Source organism: Streptomyces sp. NPDC051214 (genome assembly GCF_040682375.1).
Taxonomy (GTDB): Bacteria; Actinomycetota; Actinomycetes; order Streptomycetales; family Streptomycetaceae; genus Streptomyces.
The window spans coordinates 313,773-337,603 of record NZ_JBFBAT010000004.1; the positions used below are offsets into that span (position 1 = coordinate 313,773).

General features: G+C 70.8%; 22 protein-coding genes. 18 read left to right on the forward strand and 4 right to left on the reverse strand.

Annotated elements, in window-relative coordinates; all coding sequences use genetic code 11:
• Positions 1 to 164: 164 nt before the first annotated feature.
• From AB0M70_RS12630 to rbsD, 9 genes are all read left to right on the forward strand, one after another.
• The gene (locus AB0M70_RS12630) at positions 165 to 1,385 is read left to right on the forward strand and encodes a hypothetical protein (protein ID WP_365819320.1); all 1,221 of its coding nucleotides are present in this window, start codon (positions 165 to 167) and stop codon (positions 1,383 to 1,385) included.
• A 324-nt stretch (positions 1,386 to 1,709) separates the two neighbouring features.
• Complete coding sequence (locus tag AB0M70_RS12635; RefSeq protein WP_365819322.1) at positions 1,710 to 2,585, forward strand: alpha/beta hydrolase; 876 nt, start codon at positions 1,710 to 1,712, stop codon at positions 2,583 to 2,585.
• Entirely contained in the window at positions 2,582 to 3,955 is a 1,374-nt protein-coding gene (locus tag AB0M70_RS12640; RefSeq protein ID WP_365819324.1) for a cytochrome P450, read from the forward strand. The genes AB0M70_RS12635 and AB0M70_RS12640 overlap by 4 nt, the downstream gene beginning before the upstream one ends.
• Before the next feature lie 75 nt (positions 3,956 to 4,030).
• On the forward strand, positions 4,031 to 5,308 hold the full coding sequence (locus tag AB0M70_RS12645) for a DUF1266 domain-containing protein (RefSeq protein ID WP_365819326.1): 1,278 nt from the start codon (positions 4,031 to 4,033) through the stop codon (positions 5,306 to 5,308).
• 155 nt (positions 5,309 to 5,463) lie between these two features.
• A complete protein-coding gene (locus tag AB0M70_RS12650; RefSeq protein ID WP_365819328.1) occupies positions 5,464 to 6,480 on the forward strand; it encodes a LacI family DNA-binding transcriptional regulator in 1,017 nt (338 codons plus the stop codon).
• A gap of 65 nt (positions 6,481 to 6,545) precedes the next feature.
• Entirely contained in the window at positions 6,546 to 8,048 is a 1,503-nt protein-coding gene (locus AB0M70_RS12655) for a sugar ABC transporter ATP-binding protein (protein ID WP_365819819.1), read from the forward strand.
• Positions 8,038 to 9,987 (forward strand): substrate-binding domain-containing protein, encoded by a 1,950-nt coding sequence (locus AB0M70_RS12660; protein WP_365819330.1) that lies wholly within the window; start codon positions 8,038 to 8,040, stop codon positions 9,985 to 9,987. Before AB0M70_RS12655 ends, AB0M70_RS12660 begins: the two co-directional genes overlap by 11 nt.
• Positions 9,988 to 10,060: 73 nt before the next feature.
• Positions 10,061 to 11,005, forward strand: a complete 945-nt coding sequence (locus AB0M70_RS12665; protein WP_365819332.1) for a ribokinase — start codon at positions 10,061 to 10,063, stop codon at positions 11,003 to 11,005.
• A complete protein-coding gene (gene rbsD, locus AB0M70_RS12670; protein ID WP_365819334.1) occupies positions 11,002 to 11,391 on the forward strand; it encodes a D-ribose pyranase in 390 nt (129 codons plus the stop codon). Before AB0M70_RS12665 ends, rbsD begins: the two co-directional genes overlap by 4 nt.
• Positions 11,392 to 11,409: 18 nt before the next feature.
• On the opposite strand, the gene AB0M70_RS12675 is transcribed toward rbsD, so the two are convergent.
• On the reverse strand, positions 11,410 to 12,378 hold the full coding sequence (locus tag AB0M70_RS12675) for a kinase (protein ID WP_365819821.1): 969 nt from the start codon (positions 12,376 to 12,378) through the stop codon (positions 11,410 to 11,412).
• A 161-nt stretch (positions 12,379 to 12,539) separates the two neighbouring features.
• On the opposite strand from AB0M70_RS12675, the gene AB0M70_RS12680 reads away from it, so the two are divergent.
• The 6 genes from AB0M70_RS12680 (at position 12,540) to AB0M70_RS12705 (ending at position 18,683) form a co-directional block, all read left to right on the forward strand.
• Positions 12,540 to 13,529, forward strand: coding sequence for a pyridoxal-phosphate dependent enzyme (locus tag AB0M70_RS12680; RefSeq protein ID WP_365819337.1), 990 nt, complete (start codon positions 12,540 to 12,542; stop codon positions 13,527 to 13,529).
• Positions 13,530 to 13,574: 45 nt separating this feature from the next.
• Positions 13,575 to 14,402 carry a DUF364 domain-containing protein gene (locus AB0M70_RS12685; protein WP_365819339.1) on the forward strand — a complete coding sequence of 276 codons (828 nt, stop codon included), beginning with the start codon at positions 13,575 to 13,577 and terminating at the stop codon, positions 14,400 to 14,402.
• On the forward strand, positions 14,399 to 15,646 hold the full coding sequence (locus AB0M70_RS12690) for an MFS transporter (protein WP_365819341.1): 1,248 nt from the start codon (positions 14,399 to 14,401) through the stop codon (positions 15,644 to 15,646). The genes AB0M70_RS12685 and AB0M70_RS12690 overlap by 4 nt, the downstream gene beginning before the upstream one ends.
• A gap of 77 nt (positions 15,647 to 15,723) precedes the next feature.
• Positions 15,724 to 16,890, forward strand: a complete 1,167-nt coding sequence (locus AB0M70_RS12695) for an iron ABC transporter permease (protein WP_365819343.1) — start codon at positions 15,724 to 15,726, stop codon at positions 16,888 to 16,890.
• 1 nt (position 16,891) lies between these two features.
• Positions 16,892 to 17,671, forward strand: a complete 780-nt coding sequence (locus tag AB0M70_RS12700) for an ABC transporter ATP-binding protein (RefSeq protein WP_365819345.1) — start codon at positions 16,892 to 16,894, stop codon at positions 17,669 to 17,671.
• 16 nt (positions 17,672 to 17,687) lie between these two features.
• Positions 17,688 to 18,683: an ABC transporter substrate-binding protein gene (locus tag AB0M70_RS12705; protein WP_365819348.1), complete on the forward strand. Its 996-nt coding sequence runs from the start codon at positions 17,688 to 17,690 to the stop codon at positions 18,681 to 18,683.
• Positions 18,684 to 18,696: 13 nt separating this feature from the next.
• Here the strand turns inward: AB0M70_RS12705 and AB0M70_RS12710 are convergent, their stop codons facing one another.
• On the reverse strand, positions 18,697 to 19,200 hold the full coding sequence (locus AB0M70_RS12710; protein ID WP_365819350.1) for a MarR family transcriptional regulator: 504 nt from the start codon (positions 19,198 to 19,200) through the stop codon (positions 18,697 to 18,699).
• Positions 19,201 to 19,303: 103 nt separating this feature from the next.
• Here AB0M70_RS12710 and AB0M70_RS12715 point away from each other — a divergent pair, with 103 nt between their 5' ends.
• The 3 genes from AB0M70_RS12715 (at position 19,304) to AB0M70_RS12725 (ending at position 21,831) form a co-directional block, all read left to right on the forward strand.
• Positions 19,304 to 19,714: an organic hydroperoxide resistance protein gene (locus AB0M70_RS12715; protein ID WP_361054176.1), complete on the forward strand. Its 411-nt coding sequence runs from the start codon at positions 19,304 to 19,306 to the stop codon at positions 19,712 to 19,714.
• Between the two features lie 91 nt (positions 19,715 to 19,805).
• Positions 19,806 to 20,267: a hypothetical protein gene (locus AB0M70_RS12720; RefSeq protein WP_365819352.1), complete on the forward strand. Its 462-nt coding sequence runs from the start codon at positions 19,806 to 19,808 to the stop codon at positions 20,265 to 20,267.
• 235 nt (positions 20,268 to 20,502) lie between these two features.
• Complete coding sequence (locus tag AB0M70_RS12725; RefSeq protein ID WP_365819354.1) at positions 20,503 to 21,831, forward strand: M28 family metallopeptidase; 1,329 nt, start codon at positions 20,503 to 20,505, stop codon at positions 21,829 to 21,831.
• A gap of 75 nt (positions 21,832 to 21,906) precedes the next feature.
• Here the strand turns inward: AB0M70_RS12725 and msrB are convergent, their stop codons facing one another.
• A complete protein-coding gene (gene msrB / locus AB0M70_RS12730; RefSeq protein WP_365819356.1) occupies positions 21,907 to 22,314 on the reverse strand; it encodes a peptide-methionine (R)-S-oxide reductase MsrB in 408 nt (135 codons plus the stop codon).
• Between the two features lie 13 nt (positions 22,315 to 22,327).
• Entirely contained in the window at positions 22,328 to 23,722 is a 1,395-nt protein-coding gene (gene murC, locus AB0M70_RS12735) for a UDP-N-acetylmuramate--L-alanine ligase (protein WP_365819359.1), read from the reverse strand.
• Positions 23,723 to 23,831 lie beyond the last annotated feature (109 nt).

A 23,831-nucleotide genomic window follows, 5' to 3' on the forward strand; every position in this document is an offset into this window, starting at 1 on the left:
GAGCGGCCCGGTCAGTGGCCGCCCCCCTCACACAAGAAGACTCCCGGGGCCCGGCCCAAGTTCCACGAATCCCCCATTCCGCAGGAAAAGTATCGGAAAGCACATAGGGAATCAGGGAGTCCTGTTGTGGGTCTGGTGTCAGTGAGCGCTGTTACTTTCGGACCATGACCGAACGTGCACTCCGTCTGCTGCGTCAGGACCCACGCCTGGCCGAGCTGGCCGCGTTCCCTTTCGCATTCGACCTGTCCCGCGCGGACCACGTCGAAGAGGTCCGCCTGGCGTCGGGCGGCCCGCTGGAACCGATCGCGGGGGACGATTCCGGGGGCACGTACTTCGTGTGCGGGGACGGCTCCGTGCTGTACGCCGATTCCGAGGGGTCCGCAGGGACCATCGGGGACAGCGTGGACGAAGCCCTGGAGATCCTCGTCGGTCTGCCCGGCTGGCATGACTACGTGGGCCTGTCGCCGACCGACGGCGAGGCGCGGATACTCGCCGAGATCGCCGACACGGAGGGCGACTTCCGCGAGGACTGCGTGCCCGATCTCGACGCGCGCCGCACCGAGCTGCGAGCCGCGCTCGGGCTTCCCGAGCGCTCCCCCTTGCAGCTCGTCGCGCGCCTGCACGCCGCGCTCCTGCGTACCGAGCCGGACCACCTCCTCCTCAACGCCGCCGAGCACCTGGCGTACAGACGCCTCGACCCGCATCCGCGCCCGCCCCTGTGGGAGCTGGTGCTCTCCAGGGGACGCACCGACCTGGCCCTGCTGCGGACGGGCGACCGCACGGTCTGGGACGCCGTGGCGGTGAACCGGGCCCGCAGGGTGGCGGCGCTGCGGGCCGCGCAGTACGACCGGCGGAACACGGACCGCCCCCTACTGCGCCACCTCCTCAAGCATGAGGCGGACGCCCCCATGTCCGACGAACTGCGGCTCGCCGTCGTCCTCGTGGGGCTCTACGGCCTGGCGGAGGACCTGCCGCTGCTGCGCGAGGTCCACGAGACGACGTACGACACATGGTGCGGCCTCGCCGGTCTTCCGCAGGAGGCCGGTCAGGTGCGCGAGTGGGCGCGCTCGTTCGACGACTCCAACTACGGGACGGACCCCGACGACGAGCCGGAGTCCACCTGGCTGGAGCTCGCGCGGGAGCAGGGAATGGTGGAGGCGGCCCGCACCTACCTGATCCGCGAACTGGACGACACCGGTCCCGACCCCGCTCAACTGGCGGTGCTGCGAGATGAGTTGGCCCTCATCGGCGACTACACCCAGGCCATGCGGGCAGCGCGCCTGCACCGCTCGCTGCAGCACACCGACGAGGGCCGATCGTCCGCCGACGCGCACCTCGCCGAACTGGAACGGAAGGCGGTGGAGGCCGCGGCGGCGGAATCGTAGGGGCGCTCGGCTCAGGCGCCGGTTGCGGAATCGCAGAGGCCGCTCGGCTCACGCCGCGGCGGCGGAATCGTAGAGGCCGGCTCGACTCAGGCGCCGGTTGCGGAATCGCAGGGGGGCCACCCGACCCACGCGCCGGCCGCGGAATCGTAGGGGGCCAGCTCGGCCCACACCCCGGCCGCGCAATCCCAGGGGGGCCACCCGACCCACACCCCGGCCCGCCCAGCCCGCGCCGGCGCCACGCGCCCTTGCGGCACCCGGCAGTTGGGGTCAACGTGGTCCCGGGCCGCCACGAACGGCCCCTTCCCCAAGGTGATCGGAGTCGACGTGGCCTCCTCCCCCTTTCCCCTCTCGTCCCCTTCCTCAGGCTCCCCCTTCCAGCTCCCCCACGACCTCCTGGGCGACGGCCCCCACAAGGTGATCGCGGTGCACGGCTGGTTCGCCGACCGGTCGGCGTACGCGCCGGTCCTCGCGGACCTCGACCTCGCCTCGTTCCAGTACGCGGTGGTCGATCTGCGCGGGTACGGGGAGGCGAAGGGCGCGGCAGGCGCGTACACGACCTCCGAGGGGGCCACCGACGTCGTCGACCTCGCGGACCGCCTCGGCTGGGACCGCTTCTCGCTGATCGGCCACTCCATGGGCGGCAGCGTCGCCCAGCGGATCCTCGCGATCGCGCCGCACCGGGTCCGCAGGCTGGTCGGCGTCTCCCCGGTGCCCGCATCAGGACTCGCCCTGCCGCCGGAGCAGTGGGAGCTGTTCGCCGAGGCCGACCGGCTGCCGGGGAACCGCCGCGCGATCATCGACATCACGACCGGTGGCGCCCGGCCCGCGGCCTGGCTCGACCGCATGGTGGAGCGCTCGCTCGACGTCAGCGACGCGAAGGCCTTCCGCGCCTGGCTCGACTCCTGGGCGCGCGAGGACTTCCACGACCGGGTCGAGGGCTCGACCGTCCCGGCGCTCGCGGTGGTGGGGGCGCTCGATCCCGCGCTGGGGGCGGAGCTGATGCGTGCGACCTGGCTGCGCTGGTACGCCCGCGCCGAACTCGCCGAACTGCCTCAGGCGGGCCACTACGCGATGGACGAGACGCCGCTCGCCCTCATCCGCACCGTGGAGGACTTCCTGCGGGCCGACAAGGACGGCGATGAGGAGGACGGCGACGAGGACGGCGGCGCCGAGGGCGACACCGGCCGCCGCTCCTCGTGAGCACCGGACTCTCCGCCGTGCCCGATCCGCCCGACGTACCCGATGTACCCGATGTACCCGACGTGTTCGATCCCAGGCAGTACGCGGCCGGGGTGCCGCACGACCGCTATCGCGTCCTGCGCGACCGCCACCCCGTCGCCTGGCAAGACGAGCCGCAGGTGCTCGGCTGGCCCGCGGGGCCCGGTTTCTGGGCGGTGACCCGGCACGCGGACGTCGTCCGCGTGCTCCGGGACTCCGCCACCTACTCCTCACATCTGGGCGCCACCCAGATCCGTGACCCCGACCCGGACGACCTGCCCTTCATCCGTCGCATGATGCTCAATCAGGACCCTTCCCCAAGCTCTCAACTTCGTTCGAGCAGGGGAGAGGGAGACCCCAATGACCACGGCCGGTTGCGCCGCCTGGTGAGCCGCGCCTTCACGCCCCGGCGTGTGGAACGCTTCGAATCCCTGGCCCGCGACCGGGCCCGCGGCCTGCTGGACGCGGCCGTGACCCGCGCCCGGGACGGCAACAACGGCCACGGCGACGGAGACGGCACCTGCGATCTCGTTGCCGACGTCACCGACGACTACGCGCTGCTCAACCTCTCCGATCTCCTCGGCGTACCGGAGAGCGACCGCGGGCTGCTGCTGCACTGGACGCAGCGCGTGATCGGCTACCAAGACCCGGACGAGGCACACGAGTTGGCCCTCGGCCCGGACGGCAAGCCGCTCAACCCGCGCTCCCCCGCGATGCTGCGCGACATGTTCGCCTATGCGCAGGACCTCGCGGCACACAAGCGGCGCGCGCCCGCCGACGACATCATGACCACGCTCGCGACCGACCCCGAACTCAGCCCCGCCGAGCTGGAGATGTTCTTCTTCCTGCTCACCGTCGCGGGCAACGACACCGTGCGCGGCGCGGCGCCCGGCGGCCTCCTCGCGCTCATGGAGAACCCGCGGGAGTACCGCCGCCTGCGCGAGGGCGCGGTCCCCGTCGCCACGGCGGTGGACGAACTGCTGCGCCGGCACCCTCCCGTGCTCACCTTCCGGCGCACGGCCACCCGGGACACGGTCCTGGCCGGCCGGGCCGTCCGGGCCGGGGACAAGGTGGTCGTCTTCCACGCGTCGGCCAACCACGACGAGCGCGTCTTCACCGACCCGCACCGCCTCGACCTGTCCCGCTCCCCCAACCCCCACGTCTCCTTCGGCGAGGGCCCGCACGTCTGCCTCGGTGCGCATTTCGCGCGCCTCCAACTACGGGTCCTGTACCAAGAGTTCCGCGCCATGGAAGCCGGGCCTTTCGTGTCGGCGGGGCCTCCGCGGCGCCTTGTCTCCAACTTCATCAACGGGTTGAAGTCGCTGCCGGTCCAGGTGCCGGGGGCCCGCTAGCCATCGGATACGGTTCAAGATCTACCGCGAGCCCCACGCGCGTGCCCGCGCGCCACCGACCACGGAGACCCCCGCATGCACGGCGCAGCCGTCCCCGCAGCCGAGGACGAGAACCACGACGACGTCTTCCCGAGTGTCGACGCCCCCGAGGACGGCTCACCCTGGCAGGCCCCCGCCGATCTCGAAGAGCATCTGTATGAACTGTGCGAGGCGGACGACGCGTACACCTACCTGCGGGCGATAGCCGTCACCGGCCTGTACCGCCCGGTCGCGGTGGCCGACATCGAGCCGGGCGCGACCGAACGCCCGGTCCTCACCGTCGACCTCCCCGACGGCCGCCGGATCGCGCAGATGTACACCGCCGGGGTGCTCCCGCGCCCGCACCCCGAGGTGGTGTACGAGTTCGTCACGCTCGGCACGCTCGCGGACCAACTGCCCGACGACATCGACATCTTGGTGGTCAACGCGGCCACGCCCTGCCAGCAGTTCTATCTGACGACCGAGGAAGAGCGGAGCGTCTGGGCGGACCTGCACGCGGACCTCTACGTCGACGGCCGACTGCACGATCGCGTCGAGACCCGCCGCACCGGCGCCCCGGAGTCCCCCGCCCTGCTGCACGGCCTGGCCTGCGGCGCCCACCTCTGCTTCGCCAACGGCGACCCCTGGAACACCCTCGACTGGCACGGCGCCGGCTACCACTCCGAGGTCGAACGCCTCGCGGAGTGGTGGGACGTGCACAGCCGCGAGGACTGGCTCGCCACGCAGGAGCGGCTTCTGCGCCGCGAAGTCAGCCCGTGGTACTGGGACTTCGTGCTCGGCGCCCGCACTTCACTGATCGAGCAGTTCGGGCCGCGCGTCGACCCCGAGCTGTGGCGCGAATGCGTGGAGGTGACGATCCGCAACCGCATGGCCGAGTCCGGCGGCCCCGATTCCCCGCACAAGCCGGGCGACGACCCCGACCTGGACGACTTCGTCGCCGCGCTGCGCGGCCTCGTCGGCAAGGTCGTCCGGTACGAGTCCCGCTTCCGCGCCGACGAGCTCCTGCCGCCGGACGGCCATGTCCGTTCCGTCGCGGCCTGGGACATCGGGCGCGCCTCGAAGATGGCCCGCTGGGGGCGCGGGGCCCGGTACGCGACCCATGCGGAGCTGGTGGCGGCGGTCGAGCGCACGGGCGAGGCGGCCAGGTCGTCGGCGTACGCCTCGTGGGAGGAGTTCTCCGCCGGGTACATCCTGGGCCGCTGTCTGCACTTCGACGAGGAGCAGTTCGGCGACTGGTACACGACCGTGCTCCAAGCCCACCGCGAGCTGGTCTCCGATCCGGACAGCCCTTGGCTGACGGTGCCCTTCAAGTGATCCGGTAGCGGCCCAGGGGCACCGTCGGCCGCTGCGCTCACCTGAGCACCTCGCATCACAATCTGGTCTCGCTGACCCGTCAGGGTCTTGCCACCCGTCCGTGTAATCGATTCCAATCCTCCGTGTAATCGATTCCACGAGGAGGTGGACCGGCGATGGCGAGCATCAAGGACGTCGCGGCCGAGGCAGGCGTATCCGTCGCCACGGTCTCGCGCGTCCTGAACAGTCACCCCTCGGTCAGCCCGGCCGCCCGCGCCCGCGTCATCGCGGCGGTGGAGAGCCTCGGCTACCGTCCGAACGCCGTCGCCCGCTCGCTGCGCACCGACCAGACCCGCACCCTCGGCCTGGTCATCAGCGACGTGCTGAACCCGTACTTCACGGCCCTGGCCCGTTCCGTCGAGGAGGCGGCCCGCGCGCTCGGCTACAGCGTGATCATCGGCAACGCCGACGAGCGGCCCGATCTGCAGGACCACCATGTGCGCACGCTCCTGGACCGCAGGATCGACGGGCTCCTGGTCTCCCCCACCGACGGCGGCTCCCCGCTGATGCTCGACACCGCGCGCTCCAGCACCCCGATGGTCTTCGTGGACCGCTGGATTCCGGGCGTGGACGTCCCCGTCGTCCGCGCCGACGGGCGCGAGGCCGTCCGTGACCTGGTCGCCCATCTGCACGCCGTCGGCCACCGCAGGCTCGCGATCATCGCCGGGCCCGCCGCCACCACCACGGGCAGCGAGCGTGTTCAGGCCTTCCGCGAGGCGCTCGGCGCGTACGGGCTCCCGCTGCCCGAGGACCACATCGGGCAGGGCGACTTCCAGGCCGACAGCGGGCGCCGGGCCACCGAACGGTTCCTGGCGCTGCCGGAGCCGCCCCAGGTCATCTTCGCCGCGGACAACCTGATGGCGCTCGGCGCGCTCGACGCGATCCGTGCCCGCGGCCTTCGCGTGCCGCACGACATCGCGCTCGCCGCCTTCGACGACATCCCGTGGTTCGTGCACACCGATCCGCCGATCACCGCCATCGCGCAGCCGACCGGAGAGCTGGGCCGGGCCGCGGTGCAGGCCCTGGTCGACCGGATCGAGGGCAGGCGCCCGCAGTCCGTGACGCTGCCCGCCCGTCTCGTCGTACGCCGCTCCTGCGGCGCGTCCCCCACCGAGCAGAGGAGCAACACGTGAGCGACACGGACGAGTTGCCGCGCCGCGCGGACAGCGGCCCCGAGGAGTTGCTGCGGATCGAAGGGATGCGCAAGACCTTCCCCGGCGTCGTCGCGCTCGACTCGGTCGACTTCGACCTGCGCCGCGGCGAGGTGCATGTCCTGCTCGGCGAGAACGGCGCGGGCAAGAGCACGCTCATCAAGATGCTCTCCGGCGCCTACCGCCCCGACAGCGGACGCATCCTCGTGGACGGCGAGGAAGCCCGCATCCACGGGGCGCAGGACGCCGAACGGCTCGGGATCGCCACGATCTACCAGGAGTTCAACCTCGTACCCGACCTCACCGTCGCCGAGAACATCTTCCTTGGCCGCCAGCCGCGCCGCTTCGGGATGATCGACCGGAAGGCGATGGAGTCGGCCGCCGAGAAGCTCCTGCAGCGGGTCGGCGTCCAGGTGTCGCCGCGCGCCAAGGTGCGGGAACTGGGCATCGCCCGGCTCCAGATGGTCGAGATCGCCAAGGCGCTCAGCCTGGAGGCCCGCGTCCTGATCATGGACGAGCCGACGGCCGTCCTGACCAGCGAGGAGGTCGACAAACTCTTCGCGATCGTGCGGCAGTTGCGCGCGGACGGCGTCGGCATCGTCTTCATCACCCACCACCTGGAGGAGATCGCGGCGCTCGGCGACCGCGTGACCGTCCTGCGGGACGGCCGCAGCGTCGACCAGGTGCCCGCCTCGACCCCCGAGGACGAGCTGGTGCGCCTGATGGTGGGCCGCAGCATCGAGCAGCAGTATCCGCGCGAACGCCCGGACACCGGGGGCGCGTTGCTCACCGTGCGGGGCCTCACCCGTGACGGCGTCTTCCACGACGTCAGCTTCGAGGTGCGGGCCGGCGAGGTCGTCGGCCTCGCGGGGCTCGTCGGCGCGGGACGGACCGAGGTGGCGCGTGCCGTCTTCGGGGCCGATCCGTACGACGCGGGCTCCGTCGACGTACGCGGTGAACGCCTTCCCCGGCACGACGTGAACGCCGCGATGGGCGCGGGCATCGGCCTCGTGCCGGAGGACCGCAAGGGCCAGGGGCTGCTGCTCGACGCCTCCGTGCAGGAGAACCTCGGTCTGGTGACGCTGCGTTCGGCGACGCGCTCCGGGCTCGTGGACCTCAAGGGCCAGCGCGTCGCGGCGGCCCGGATCGCCGAGCAGCTCGGCGTGCGGATGGCCGGGCTCGGCCAGCACGTACGCACGCTGTCCGGCGGCAACCAGCAGAAGGTCGTCATCGGCAAGTGGCTGCTGGCCGACACGAAGGTCCTGATCCTCGACGAGCCGACGCGCGGCATCGACGTGGGCGCGAAGGTCGAGATCTACCAGCTCATCAACGAACTGACGGCCTCCGGCCACGCGGTCCTGATGATCTCCAGCGATCTGCCCGAGGTCCTCGGCATGAGCGACCGCGTGCTCGTCATGGCGCAGGGCCGCATCGCGGGCGAACTCGCGGCGGACGACGCGACGCAGGACGCGGTGATGGCGCTGGCCGTCAGCAGTACGGCAGTTCAGGCAGACGTAACAACCGAAGGGAAGGCCTCCCGTGGCCACTGAAACGCTGAAGAGCAACGCGGGTGGCGCCACCGGTCTGCGCCGCGTGCTGCTCGACAACGGCGCGCTGAGCGCCCTGGTGGTCCTCCTGGTGGCGATGTCGCTGCTGTCCGGGGACTTCCTCACCACCCAGAACCTGCTCAATGTGGGCGTGCAGGCCGCCGTCACCGCGATCCTCGCGTTCGGTGTCACCTTCGTGATCGTCTCGGCGGGCATCGACTTGTCGGTCGGCTCGGTGGCCGCGCTCTCCGCGACGGTCCTCGCCTGGTCGGCGACGTCCGAGGGCCTGCCGGTCTGGCTCGCGGTCGTTCTCGCCGTCGGCACCGGCATCGCGTGCGGCTTCGTGAACGGCCTGCTCGTCTCGTACGGCAAGCTCCCGCCGTTCATCGCGACGCTGGCGATGCTCTCGGTGGCCCGCGGCCTCTCCCTGGTCATCTCGCAGGGCAGCCCGATCCCGTTCCCGGACTCGGTCTCCAACCTGGGTGACACCATCGGCGGCTGGCTGCCGGTCCCGGTCATCCTGATGATCGCGATGGGTCTGGTCACCGCCCTCATCCTGGGCCGTACGTACATCGGCCGTTCCATGTACGCGATCGGCGGCAACGAAGAGGCCGCGCGCCTCTCCGGTCTGCGCGTCAAGCGGCAGAAACTCGTCATCTACGGCCTGTCCGGTCTCTTCGCCGCCGTCGCGGGCATCGTCCTCGCCTCGCGTCTGGTCTCCGCGCAGCCGCAGGCCGCGCAGGGGTACGAGCTGGACGCGATCGCCGCGGTCGTCATCGGCGGCGCGAGCCTGGCGGGCGGTGTCGGCAAGGCGTCCGGCACCCTGATCGGCGCGCTGATCCTGGCGGTCCTGCGCAACGGCCTCAACCTCCTCTCCGTGTCCGCCTTCTGGCAGCAGGTCGTGATCGGCGTGGTCATCGCCCTCGCGGTCCTCCTGGACACCCTGCGCCGCAAGGCCGGGGCGACCCCGGGCGCGTCCACGGGCGCGGCGGCCGGTGGCGGGAAGAAGGGGCCGCAGATCCTGAAGGTGGGGCTCGCGGCCGTGCTGGTGGCGGCCGTCATCGGCGGGATCTCCTTCTTCAACAAGGACTCCTCCTCCGGCACGACGACCAAGGTCGGCATGTCGCTCTCCACCCTCAACAACCCCTTCTTCGTGCAGATGAAGGAGGGCGCGCAGGCCGAGGCCGAGAAGGCGGGCATCGACCTGACCGTGACCGACGCGCAGAACGACGCCTCGCAGCAGACCAACCAGCTGCAGAACTTCACCGGCGAAGGCATGAAGTCGATCATCGTCAACCCGGTCGACTCGGACGCGGTGGGCCCCGCGGTGCGCGGCGCCAACAAGTCGGACATCCCGGTGATCGCCGCCGACCGCGGCGTGAACAAGGCGAAGGCGGCGACGCTCGTCGCCTCCGACAACGTCGCGGGCGGCAAGCTCGCCGCCAAGACCCTCGCGGAGAAGCTGGGCGGCAAGGGCAAGATCGTCACGCTCCAGGGCGTCGCGGGCACGTCGGCGAGCCGTGAGCGCGGCAAGGGCTTCGCCGAGGGCATCAAGGAGTACCCCGGCATCAAGGTCGTCGCCTCGCAGCCCGCGGACTTCGACCGCACCAAGGGCCTGGACGTCATGACGAACCTCATGCAGTCCAACCCCGGCATCGACGGCGTCTTCGCCGAGAACGACGAGATGGCCCTCGGCGCCGCGAAGGCGCTGGGCGGCAAGGCGGGCAAGTCGGTCTCGGTGGTCGGCTTCGACGGAACTCCCGACGGTCTCAAGGCCGTCGAGGGGGGCACGCTGTACGCGTCCGTGGCGCAGCAGCCGAAGGAGCTGGGCAGGATCGCCGTGCGGAACGCGGTGAAGGCGGTGCGCGGCAAGGACGTCGCGGAGATGGTGAAGGTCCCGGTGAAGGTGGTCACGAAGAAGAACGTGGCCGACTTCTCCTGACCGCGCCCGCCTCCGTGCGCCGCGCCGCGCCCCCGTTGCCGTGACACCGTACGAGCAGGAGTTGGACCCACAGATGCAGCAGACGCACGACCGCGAGCCCGACATCGATGACGCCACGTACGACCTCCTGGTCGTCGGGTCGGCCAACGCCGACCTGATGATCGGCGTCGAGCGCCGCCCCGCCCCCGGCGAGACGGTCCTCGGCTCCGACCTCGCCACGCATCCCGGTGGCAAGGGGGCGAACCAGTCGGTCGCGGCGGCCCGCCTCGGCGCCCGCGCCGTCCTGCTCGCACGGGTCGGCGACGACGCGCACGGCAGGCTGCTGCTCGACTCGCAGCGCGCGGCGGGCGCGGACACGGTCGGCGTCCTGGTCGGCGGGGCGCCCACGGGTGTCGCGCTGATCACCGTCGACCCGTCGGGCGACAACAGCATCGTGGTCTCGCCGGGCGCCAACGCCCGGCTGACGCCCGAGGACATCCGCGCGGCGGGCAGCCTGCTCGCCGCGTCGCGGGTGGTCTCGACGCAGTTGGAGATCCCCGTCGAGTCGGTGACGGAGCTCGTACGCACCTTGCCGAACGCGGCCCGCTTCGTCCTGAACCCCTCGCCACCGGCCCCGCTGCCGGCCGAAGTCCTGGCTGCCTGCGACCCGTTGGTGGTGAACGAGCACGAGGCGCGTTACATCCTGGGCGGGACGTCCTCGGACCTCCCCGAGGACTGGGCGCGCGAGCTCCTCGCCCTCGGCCCGCGCTCGGTGGTGATCACCCTGGGCGCGGACGGAGCCCTGACGGCGGACGGCAGCGGCTCCCCCGTCACGGTGCCGAGCCCGAAGGTGGACGCGGTGGACACGACCGGTGCGGGCGACGCGTTCACGGCGGCCCTGGCCTGGCGCCTCGGCCTGGGCGAGGACCTCCCGACGGCGGCGGCGTACGCGGCGCGGGTGGGGGCGGCTTCGGTCACCCGGCAGGGCGCCCAGGAGTCGTACCCGACGGTGGACGAGGTCGAGGTGCTGCCCGCATGAAGAAGACCGGCATACTCAACCGCCATCTCTGCGGCGCCATAGCCGAGTTGGGCCACGGTGACACGGTCCTGATCTGCGACGCGGGCATGCCGATCCCGCCGGGTCCGCGGGTCGTGGACCTGGCCTTCCGGGCGGGCGTCCCGTCCTTCGCGGAGGTACTGGACGGACTGCTGGCCGAGCTGGTCACGGAGGGCGGAACGGCGGCGACGGAGGTCCAGAAGGCCAACCCGACGACGGCCGAGCTTCTGGCCTCCCGCGTCACGCCCCTCACCCTGATCCCCCACGAGGACCTCAAGCGCCGCACGGCAACGGCCCGCCTGGTGGTACGCACCGGAGAAGCCACGCCCTACGCGAACGTACTGCTGCGGTGCGGGGTGTTCTTCTAGCCCCCTGCCGGCGCCGCCCTAGCCCCGCGTCGCCACAGTCCCGGCCCCCGCCCCGCCGGGAAAGCTCAGCGTCCGGTACACCGTCACCCCGCCCGTCAGCTCCCCGCACGCCTGTGCCGCCGCGCTGACGCGTTGGGTGTACGAGGGGTCGGCGGTGTCGAGGAGGATGCCCAGCGTGGTGCCGCTGTGGGCGACGGCGACGCCCAGGCCTCCGACCTCCCGGCAGATCTCCCGCATCGGCTCCAACGACCACTTGTGGCGCAGGAGTTGGTTCATCTGAGCGCTGCGGGTCGCGACTCTGCCGACCTCCGCCAGGTCGCGGCGCCGGACCGCGCACGCGAGCCGGTCGAGGAGGCGCGCGTACTCGTGCCGGTCGGCCAGGGTGAACGGCTTGGGGATGCGGTTGAAGTCGACGGTGTCGACCGAGCCGCCCTCGTCGATCCCCACCACGGCCATGACCGGCAGCGACCCGAGGATGCCGCGCAGGCGCACGGTCCGGTGGTGGAAGGCGACGATCGCCGGGTAGAGCACGCCGTCCGTGGGCTCGATGTCCGCGAGCAGCCGCTCGATCCGCGCCGGCGGCATCTCGACGCCCAGCGCCTGCCCGACCGCCCGCGCGGTCGCGACCAAGTCCGCCGATGAGCTCGCCAGGCCCTTGCCCTCGGGGATGACGCTGTTGACGCGCAGGGTCCCTCCGCTCGGCGCACCCGTCTGCTGCTCCGCCAACTCCGCGATCGTACGCGCCAGTTGGAGCGCCTTCGTCTTGCCGCCCGGCCGGACCACCACCTCCCCGGAGTCGAGGCCCGGCTCCCGCCGGAACGTGGCCATCGTCCACCGCGCGACGGGCAACGTCACCAGGAAGTCACCGTCCTCCTCCGGCAGCACGCCCTGAAGCAGCTCACCGAAGGTCCCGAAGGCGGTGCCCACCCCGATTCCGGCCGCTCCGCCACCCGCCGCGCGGGGCCTTGGCCCGGCCTCCTGGAACAGCTTCACAGGTCTCCTCCCGACATCCAGACGCCTCCAGCGCCCACAGGCTGCCACAGCCCAATGCGTCTTGACAATCATTTTCATTTAGTGTGATGCTCTCGGCTCGGCGACCGGCCAGGCGACCCGTACAGGCCACCGGCAAAGGAACACAGGGGGCAGACGTGCACGACCACATAGCCGAAGCAGTGAAGAAACCCGATCTCATAGCCCTTGAGCCGGACTTGGTCTGTCTCCGGTTCGAGACGATGAAGATCTATTCGGCTCTGGGAGCAGTCCGTCACCTTCTTGATTCCGGCGCCGTGAAACCCGGCGACACCCTCATCGACAGTTCCAGCGGCATCTACGCGCAGGCCCTCGCACTCGCCTGCCACCGCTACGGAATGAAATGCCACATCGTGGGTTCCACGACCGTGGACCACACGTTGCGCGTCCAGCTGGACATACTCGGCGCCACGCTGGAACAGGTGCGACCCTCGAAGAATCTCCGGCTCGACCAGGAGCTGAGAGTGCGGCGCATAGCCGAGATACTCGAGGCGCATCCCTCGTACCACTGGATGCGGCAATACCACGACAGCATTCATTACCTCGGCTACCGCGACGTGGCCGAAACGATCGACGCCGAGGTGCCCGAAGGGCCGCTCGCCCTGGTGGGTGGGGTCGGCTCGGGAGCCTCCACCGGCGCCATCGCCGGATATCTGCGGGACGCGGGCCGCGATGTCTCACTCGTCGGCGTACAGCCTTTCGGCAGCGTCACCTTCGGTTCGGAGCACGTGGCGGACCCCGACATGATCATCGCCGGGATCGGCAGCGCCATCGCATTCGAGAACGTCCGGCACGAGGCGTACGACCGCGTGCACTGGGTGAATTTCGACTGCGCGGTATCCGGCGCGGTCTCGCTTCTCAGGACCAGCGGAATCTTCGCCGGCCTCTCCACCGGCGCCGCCTATCTGGCCACCCGATGGGAACAGCGCCGCGACGATTCCCGTACGTACGTCTTCATCGCCGCCGACACGGGCCATCGCTATGTCGAGAGCGCCTATGCGCAACACGCGCAGGCGCCGGACTTCGACACCTTGAAGCCGCACGAAATCACCTCGCTCGACGAACTGCGGCACCCCTGGTCGACCACTTCCTGGCCCGACCTCTCCTGACACCCTTCACCGCCGCGCCCACCACCACCTATGAGGAAATTCCCCATGCCACACCCCGATCCGCGCACCCCGCTCAACGTCGCGGAGCTCATCGACGCCGTCCTGGCGGGCGCGTACGGCCCCCACCCCAAGGACCTCTCCGTCACCAGCGCATTCTGGCTCTACAACACCACCCGCCTCGCGGGCAGCGAAGTGACGTACCACAACCACTACTTGCTGCTCCGGGTCGGCACGGCGTTCGGCGCCTGCTCCTTCGAGGCCGGTGAACTCGCCCCGGACTTCTGCGAGAACGCCTCGGGCCACAGCCTCGACAAGCTGCTGCGCGCCGAGTCCACGCCCGTCCGCATCGCCGCGCTCGACGCCTATCTCGCACAGGTCGGCCCGCACCGGGACGCCGCCGACGCCGAGCGGGTCATGCTGCCCACCGGCACCCCGGAGGTCCGCGCGAAGGCCCGCGACGCGGCCATCGCCGGGCTCCTCGACATCGAACCGGGCGCGAAGGTGGCGCTCATCGGCGTGGTCAATCCGCTGGTCGCGGCGATACGTGAGCGGGGCGGCGTCTGCCTGCCCTGCGATCTCAACCTCCGTACGACCCAGTGGGGCGACCGGATCACCGACGACATGACGGAGGTGCTCAAGGAGGCCGACGCCGTGGTCGCCACCGGCATGACGCTGAGCAACGGCACCTTCGACCTGATCCTCGCGCACTGCCGCGAGCACGGGGTGCCGCTGGTGGTGTACGCGCAGAGCGGCAGCGCCGTGGCCCGCGCGTTCCTGCCCGCCGGGGTCACCGGGCTCTCCGCTGAGCCCTTCGCGTTCTCGCAGTTCAGCGCCGACGAGACGCCGCTCTACCGCTACAAGGAGGCGGCGTGAGCGTCGACTCCAGGTCCCCCGCTGCCGCCGATGAGGCCCTGCCCGGCGACCTGCGGATGGCCCGCACCCTGTGGCCCGTCCTGGTCGCGTCCGCGGTCGGCCTGCTGCCGTTCACCGTCTTCAGCACGTATCTGGTGCCGATGGCCGAGGACGCCGACAGCAGTGTCGCCACGCTGGGCGGGCTGCGCGGACTCGGCGGCCTCGCGGCCCTGTTGGTGGGCACCGCGCTCGCCCCGCTCATCGACCGGGTGCGCAAGGAGTGGGCGGCGGCGGGCGGCCTCGCCGCGCTCGGTGTCTCCGCCGCCCTCGGCGCGAGCGGGGACTTCATCCTGCTCGCCGTGTTCTGCCTGCTTGTCGGCGCCAGTACGTCGGTGCTGAACCCGGCGCTCACGGCGGCCGCCGCCGACCGCTTCGGTTCCGGGAAGGCGGCCGGACGCGCCGCGACGCTCGTGACGGCGACCCAGTCGATGACCGCGATGCTGGCGGCTCCGGTCATCGCGCTGCCCGCGCTGTTCTGGGGCTGGCAGGGCGATCTGTTCGCGGTGACAGGGGTGTCGCTGCTGCTCGCCGCGGTCTTCTTCGTGCGGGGCAAGAACAAGCCGGTGGCGGAGAAGGACGCGACGCAACGCCTGGGCTACGTCGCCTCGTTCAAGGCGCTCGGGGCCATCCCCGGCGTCGTACCTCTGCTGCTGATCGCCCTGCTGCGCACCGCCGTCTTCATGGGCTACCTGTCCTACCTGGCGGCCTACTACGACGACCGGTTCCAGCTCGACCCCGCGCTCTTCGCGTTCGTGTGGACGCTCAGCGGCGCGTCGTTCTTCGTCAGCAACCTCCTCACGGGGCGGATCACGAACTCCGAGGAGCTGCGGATCGGCACCGAGCGGATGCTGGCCATCGGCCTGGTCGCCGCGCTCGTCTCGGTCGTGGGCTTCTACTTCACGCACTGGCTGCCGCTCGCCCTCGCCATGACGTCCCTGCACGCCGCCAGCCACGCCGTCGTCGCCGCCTGCGTGGTCAGCCTCCTCGTCCGCCGCTGCGGCACGCAACGCGGCGCGGCCCTGAGCGTGAACGCCGCGGGCATGAGCCTCGGCGTCTTCGTGGGCGCCGGGCTCGGCGGGCTCGGCCTCGGGCTCGCCGGATATCCGGGGATCGCCTTGGCCTTCGGCGCGCTGGTGGTCGTGGCGCTGGTGGCCGCGGGGCTCGTACTGAGGGCCGGGCCGGTGGCGGAGGAGCCCGCCCCCTAGCGCAAGGCCAGCTCCTCTCCACCCACCACTGCTCCGGCGCCCGGCGCCCTCCCACCCACCAGAAAGGCCCGACCGCCATGCCCCCGCCCGCGCTCTCCTCCACGGCAGGCACCGCTACGGCAGGCACCGCCGCGGCAGCCTCTGCCGCGGTGACCGACGCGCCCCCTCCGGATCCCCCGGCGAAAGGTGCGCGGAACCGGCTCGCCTCCCGTACGGGCCTGGCGGCAGCCTGCGCCGTGCTGCTCCTCACCCTTCTCGTCTCCGTCGTCGTGGCCATCGGTCTCGGCTCCGCCGTCGTCTCGCCGGGTGACACCGCCCGGCTGCTGTGGGCGGCGCTGAGCGGCGGAAGCATCGACGCGGGCGAGGTGACGACGTATCAGATCATCTGGCAGATCCGCACACCTCGCGTACTCCTGGCGGCACTTGTGGGTGCCGGGCTCAGCGCGGTCGGCGTCGCCATCCAGGCGCTCGTGCGCAACGCGCTCGCCGATCCGTTCGTCCTGGGCGTCTCCTCGGGCGCCTCGGTCGGCGCGGTCGCCGTCACGGTCACCGGCGGGCTCGCGGCCCTCGGCATCTACGCGGTGTCGGCGGGAGCCTTCATCGGGGCGCTCGTCGCCTCCCTCCTCGTGTACGTCGCCTCGGCGAGTCGCGGTGGCGGGCTCTCGCCGCTGCGGCTCGTCCTGACCGGCGTGGCCATGGCGCTCGGCTTCCAGGCCGTGATGAGCGTGATCATCTACTTCGCGCCGGACAGCGAGGCGACCAGCATGGTCCTCTACTGGACGATGGGCAGCTTCGGCGCCGCGAGCTGGGGGACCCTGCCCGTCGTGGCCGCCTGCGTGCTGGTCGGTCTCGCCGTGCTCCACCGCTTCAGCAGGGCCCTTGACGTCCTGGCGCTCGGCGACGAGACCGCGACGAGCCTGGGCGTCAGCCCTGACCGGCACCGCAAGGGCCTGCTCCTGCTCGCCTCGCTGATCACCGGGGTGATGGTCGCCGTCAGTGGCGCGATCAGTTTCGTCGGCCTGGTGATGCCCCATCTCGTACGCATGGTCGTCGGCGCCACCCACGCGCGGGTGCTCGCCGTCGCACCGCTGGTCGGGGCGGTGTTCATGGTCTGGGTCGACCTGGTGTCACGCACCCTGGTGGCGCCGCGCGAGCTGCCGCTCGGGGTCATCACGGCGCTGGTCGGAGTGCCGGTGTTCGTCGCGCTGATGCGACGCAAGGGCTATATGTTCGGGGGCCGTTGAGATGAACCTCGTACTCGACGGACTGTCCGTGACGATCGACGGCAAGCTGCTCGTCCGGGACCTGTCCCTGGAGGTGGGCAGCGGTCAGATCGTGGGCCTGGTCGGCCCGAACGGCAGCGGCAAGTCCACCGCGCTCAAGTGCGTCTACCGCGCCCTGCGTCCGAGTTCCGGCGTGGTCCGGGTGGGCGAGGACGACCTCTCCCGCCTCTCGCCGCGCCGGAGCGCGCGGGTCGTCGCCGCCATGGCCCAGGACGGCGCGGTGGACCTGGACTTCACGGTGGAGGAGGTCGTCGCCCTGGGCCGCGCGCCCCATCTGCGCGGCAACCAGGCACTCGGCGAGCGCGAACGCGAGCTGTGCGCACGGACGATGGCCCGCCTCGACCTCACCCGCCTCGCCGACCGCGGCGTACTGACCCTGTCGGGCGGTGAGCGTCAACGCGTTCTGCTGGCACGGGCGTTGGTGCAGGAGCCGCGCATCCTGGTCCTCGACGAGCCGACCAACCACCTCGACGTACGCCACCAGATCGAGCTCCTCTCGCTCCTCAAGGGCTCGGGCCTGACCGTCCTCGTGGTCCTGCACGACCTCAACCTCGCGGCGGCCGCGTGCGACCGCATCGGTGTGCTGTCCCAGGGTGCGCTGGTGGCCGCCGGAACGCCGGAGGAGGTGCTCACCACGGGCCTCGTCGATGAGGTGTTCGGCGTGAAGGCCAGCGTGATCAGCCACCCCCTGACCGGCGACCCACAACTTCTCTACGCACTGAGCCCGTCCACTCCCCTTTGAAAGGCACCGCCAGACCATGCCCAGAACACGTACCACCATCGGATCGGCGCTCGCGGCGTCCCTGCTGCTCGGCGCCTGCGGCGCGGAGGTCGACTCGGACTCCAAGGCCGCGGGTGAGACCGAGAAGGTCACCGTCAAGCGGTGCGGTGAGCCGGTCACGTACAAGACTCCGCGGCGTGCGGTGGTCTACGAAGGCGGCAGCGCCGACAAGATGTTCAGCCTCGGCCTGACGAAGCACGTCCACGGCTACGTCATGCCGCCGGCCAACCCGCCGGTGAGCGAGTCCCCTTGGGCGTCGGAGTACGCCAAGGTGAAGATGCTCAGCGACGACCTGCTCAACAAGGAGCTCGTCGTGGAGGCCAAGTCGGACTTCGTCGTCGCGGGCTGGAACTCGGGCTTCAGCGACCAGCGCGGCATCACGCCGAAGATCCTGGACAAGCTCGGCATCCAGAGCTTCATGCACACCGAGAGCTGCTTCAACTACCCCGAGTACCCGGAGAAAGTGACCCCGTTCAAGGCCCTGTACTCGGACCTGGAACGGCTTGGCAAGATCTTCAAGGCCGAGAAGAAGGCGGACGAGGTCGTGGGCGGCCTCAAGAAGCGCGTGGCAGCGGTCGAGTCCAAGGCCCCCAAGGGCGAACGCGTCCCGGTCTTCCTCTACGACTCCGGCACGGACCAGCCCTTCACCGCGGGCAGCCAGGTCCCGCCCAACGACATCATCAAGTCGGCCGGCGCCAGGAACATCTTCGACGGGCTCGACGAGCGCTGGACGCAGGTGAACTGGGAGGCCGTCGCCAAGGCCGAGCCCGAGGTCGTCATCATCTTCGACTACGGCGACATGCCCGCCAAGAAGAAGATCGACTTCCTGAAGAAGTCCCCGCACACCAAGGAACTGCCCGCCGTGAAGAAGAACAACTTCTTCGTCCTCGACTACAACGAGGGCATCAGCGGGCCACGCAACATCGACGGCCTGGAGAAGTTCGGGAAGTACGTGCGGGAACTGGAGCGCTGACACCTCGGCGGTGTCAGCGTGCCGCCCGGTCGAGCGCGCCGGTGAGGCGGCCGAGGAGTCCTTGCAGGGCGCGGGCCTCGTCGACCGTCAGGCCGCTTGCCTCCATGATCCGGCGCGGGACGCACACAGCCTGCTCCCGCAGCTCCGCTCCCGCGTCGGTCAGCTGGACGGTGACGGAGCGCTCATCGGCGGCGCTGCGCTCACGCCGTACGAGCCCCGCGGTCTCCAGGCGCTTGAGGAGCGGCGAGAGCGTGCCGGAGTCGAGGCGCAGCCGCTCGCCGATGGCCTTGACGGGCTGGGGGCCGTGTTCCCAGATCACCAGCATGACCAGGTACTGGGGATACGTGAGGCCCAGGTCCTTGAGGGCGTCGCGGTAGACGCCGCCGAAGGCGCGCGATGCGGCGTGCAGCGAGAAGCAGACCTGGTGATCGAGGCGGAGGAGCTCGGCGCCGTCGGGTACATCGGGCAGCTCGCGTCCGGGCGGGGTCGGTGCGGCAGCGGTCGGCGATGAGGTCATGGCTCCAGGATACCTCCGCACACACGATTCAGTTGTGCGCAACTAAATCGTGTGCAACCATTACGGCAGAGCAAACAAGCCGACCCGATGGAAGAGGCACCCCATGAACGCGCTGTACACCGCCGTCGCCACCGCGAATGGCCGCGAGGGCCGCGCCGTCAGCTCCGACGGCCAGATCGACCTCGCACTCGCCATGCCCCCGGCCCTCGGCGGCAACGGACAGGGCACCAACCCCGAGCAGCTCTTCGCCGCCGGGTACGCGGCCTGTTTCGCCAGCGCGATGGGTGCGGTCGCCCGGGAGATGAAGGTCGACACGAAGGACGTCTCGGTGACCGCCGAGGTCTCCATCGGCAAGGACGACGCGGGCTTCGGGCTCGCGGTCGTGATGCGCGTCGAGCTGCCGGACTCCCTGGCGGGCGAGACCGGGCAGCAGCTGGTCGAGGCCACGCACGCGTACTGCCCGTACTCCAAGGCCACCCGCGGCAACATCGAGGTCGAGCTCGTCATCGAGTAGGCGTTCCAGGGCGGTGCCCGGCGGCAGGTACCGTAGGAGGACCGATCTCATGGGCCTCCTGGTGGGCTGCGTGAACCCCAGGAGGCCCAGCATGACGACGAACCGCGGACGCAAGGACGTGATCCGGAACCGGATGACGTCGACCGGCGAGTCGTACAACGTCGCCGCCCGCAACCTCAAGGCCATGAAGGACATGGGCGCCACCCGCGAGGCCGTCGTCACGCAGCGCTGGCAGCCCGCCGAGACCCTGGACGTGCCGTGCCCCTGCGGCGGCACCTGCGAGCCGGGCGAGAAGTGCGACCGCTGCCACGCCCGCCACCGCCACGTGGCCCGCTACCCCGGCAGCCGCACCGAGGTCGAGACCTGGGCGGACCGCTACGACTGCATGGGCTGCGCGTCCTCGTACACCATCCTCGTCACCCTGCCGGGCCGCCCCTGGGGCATCGCCGAGACGGTGATCCAGGGCGCGGACGCCGAGCCGGTGATCAAGGCCCGCGTGTTCCCGGGCGTGAAGCACCCGCTGCTGCGTCCGGAGACACCGGAAGAGGACTGAGCGGGCAAGCCCGCCACGGAGGGCCCGCACGGTGTCCGATATCCGAAACTGGCTGACCGGCATATGACCGGTTTCCCCTCTTGACGCCGCCCCGTCCCACCTTCAACATCAGGCAACGCACCACGCGCCCCACCTCTGCACCTCTGCTCAGTACAGCTCCAGCGCCCTGCGGCATCCGCGTCGCAGGGCGTCAGTACGTTCCGTCCCCCTCGCTGTTCGGAATTCGGAGCCCCACATGAGAATCTCCAGACCCGCCATACCCCGCACCCTGAGACGGGCCACCGCGGGCATCGCCACGCTCGCCGCCGCCGGACTGCTCGCCACGGCCGCGCCCACGGCGCTCGCGGCGCCCTCCCCGACGCTCGCGGCCCCCGACATCCCGCTCGCCAACGTCAAGGCGCACCTCTCCCAGTTCCAGTCGATCGCCACGGCCAACGGCGGCAACCGCGCCCACGGGCGCCCCGGCTACAAGGCCTCCATCGACTACGCGAAGGCCAAGCTGGACGCGGCCGGATTCACCACCACCGTGCAGCAGTTCACGTCCTCCGGCGCCACCGGCTACAACCTCATCGCGGACTGGCCGGGCGGCGACCCGAACCAGGTCCTGATGGCGGGCGCCCACCTCGACAGCGTCTCCTCGGGCGCCGGCATCAACGACAACGGCTCGGGCTCGGCAGGCGTCCTGGAGACCGCGCTGGCCGTCTCACGCGCGCAGCTGCAGCCGACAAAGCACCTGCGGTTCGCCTGGTGGGGCGCGGAGGAACTGGGCCTGGTCGGCTCCAAGTACTACGTCAACAACCTCCCCGGCACGGAGCGTTCGAAGGTCTCCGGCTACCTGAACTTCGACATGATCGGCTCCCCGAACCCGGGCTACTTCGTCTACGACGACGACCCCACGATCGAGAAGACCTTCAAGGACTTCTACGCGGGCCTGAACGTCCCCACGGAGATAGAGACCGAGGGCGACGGCCGCTCCGACCACGCCAGCTTCAAGAACGTGGGCATCCCGGTCGGCGGCCTCTTCACCGGCGCGAGCCGCACGAAGTCCAGCGCCCAGGCCCAGAAGTGGGGCGGCACGGCGGGCCAGGCCTTCGACCGCTGCTACCACTCGTCGTGCGACACCACGTCAAACATCAACGACACCGCCCTCGACCGCAACAGCGACGCCATCGCCCACGCGATCTGGACGCTCGGCACCGGGACCACCACCCCGCCCGGCGACGCGTACGAGAACACCGCTGACGTCGCCATCCCGGACAACGGCGCGGCCGTGACCTCGACGGTGAACGTGACCGGCCGCACGGGCAACGCCCCCGCCACCCTCAAGGTGGACGTCGACATCCGGCACACCTGGCGCGGCGACGTGGTCCTCGACCTGCTCGCCCCCGACGGCACGGCGTACCGCCTGAAGAACTCCAGCGGCAACGACTCGGCGGACAACGTCATAGCGACGTACACGGTCAACGCGTCGAGCGAACCGGCCAACGGCGCCTGGAAGCTGCGCGCACAGGACGTGGCAGCACAGGACACGGGCTACATCAACAGCTGGAAGCTGACGTTCTGAGACGTTGTGGACGCACACGCGTCGGGGCCCGGCAGCGTTCATCCGCTGCCGGGCCCCGATGACGTGAACCGCCGCTCAGCCCTCCGCAGGCGTCAGCGTCAAGGAGATCGAGTTGATGCAGTACCGCTGGTCCGTCGGCGTCGCGTAGCCCTCGCCCTCGAAGACGTGGCCGAGGTGCGAGCCGCAGCGGGCGCAGCGGACCTCCGTGCGGACCATGCCGTGCGAGGTGTCCTGGAGGAGTTCGACCGCGTCCGTGTCCTTGGGGTCGAAGAAGCTCGGCCAGCCGCAGTGCGACTCGAACTTCTCCTCCGAGGTGAACAGCTCCGCGCCGCAGGCGCGACAGGAGTAGACACCCTTGGTCTTGGTGTCGGTGTACTCACCCACGAACGCGGGCTCGGTGCCCGCCTGGCGCAGCACCGCGTACTCCGAGGGGCTGAGCTCCGCGCGCCACTGCTCGTCCGGCTTCTCGACGTCGTACGACATGAGACTGAACCCCTTACTTCGAAAGCTCTGCCAAGATCTGCGGGCCGAGGTCCGTGACGTCGCCCGCTCCCATGGTGAGAACGAGATCGCCGGGCCTCGTCATTCCCGCGATGACCGCGGCGGCGTCGGCCTTGTCGTGTACGGGCCGTACGTCGGCGCCGGCCTCGATTGCCGCGTCGATGATCAGGGCGCTGGTGATGCCCGGGATCGGGTCCTCGCGCGCGGGGTAGATGTCCAGGACCACGGAGGCGTCCGCGAGGCCCAGGGCCTGGCCCATCTCCTTGCCGAGCTCCTGGGTGCGGGAGAAGAGGTGGGGCTGGAAGAGGACGAGGATGCGCGAGTCGCCCGCGGCGGAGCGCATGGCCTCCAGGTCCGCGGTCATCTCCGTGGGGTGGTGCGCGTACGAGTCGATGACCTGGACGCCGGCGGCCTCGCCCTTGAGCTGGAGACGGCGCTTGACGCCGGTGTACGAGCCGATGGCCGAGGCGAGGTTGTGCGCGGGGATGCCGAAGGCGATGCCCGCGGCCAGGGCGGCCACCGCGTTGTGGGCGTAGTGGCGGCCTGGGACCGAGACCGTGAAGGTCAGGAACTTGCCGTTCAGGACGACTGTGACCTCGCTGGTCAGACCGCGCGGGGTGATCTTGTGGATGCGCAGGTCGGAGCCCTCGGACTCGCCGTAGGTCACCACCTTCAGGTCGCCCGCGTCGCGCACGCGCTTCGTCAGCTCCGCGGCGCCCGACTGGTCCGCCGCGATCACCAGCGTGCCACCGGGGACGATCTTGCCCGCGAAGGTCTCGAAGGACTCGTAGATCTCGTCCATCGAGGCGTAGTTGGCGTGGTGGTCGAGCTCCACGTTCAGGACGATGGCGACCTCGGGCGCGTACTTGTGGAAGCTGCGGTCGCTCTCGTCCGCCTCGGCCACGAAGATGTCGCCGTCGCCGTGCAGCGCGTTCGAGCCCGGCGTGTCCAGGTCGCCGCCGATCGCGTACGACGGGTCGAGGCCCAGGGTGGAGAGGGTGACGGCGAGCATCGACGTCGTCGTGGTCTTGCCGTGCGTGCCGGCCACCGCGATCGGGCGCAGGCCCTCCATGAGCGAGGCGAGCGCGTCCGAGCGGTGGACGACCGGGATGCCGAGCTCCGTGGCGCGGGCCAGCTCGGGGTTGTCGGCGCGGATCGCGGAGGAGACGACGACGCAGGTGGCGTCGGACGCGAGGTGCGCGGCGTCGTGGCCGATGTGGACCGTGGCGCCCAGGGTCCGCAGGGCCTCGGCCGTGGCCGAATCCCGCGCGTCGCTGCCGGCGACCTTGGCCCCGCGCTGGGCCAGGATCTTGGCGATGCCCGACATTCCGGCGCCGCCGATGCCGATGAAGTGCGGTCGGTCCATGGCGGTGGGCAGGCCGGGTGCCATACGTGTGTCTCCCCAAGATCCAAGAGTTACGGCAGATGAGCGGCTGAGCAGGGTACGCGCAGCTGAGCAGGGCCCAGACTATTGCCTCGGGCGGACACCGGGCACACCT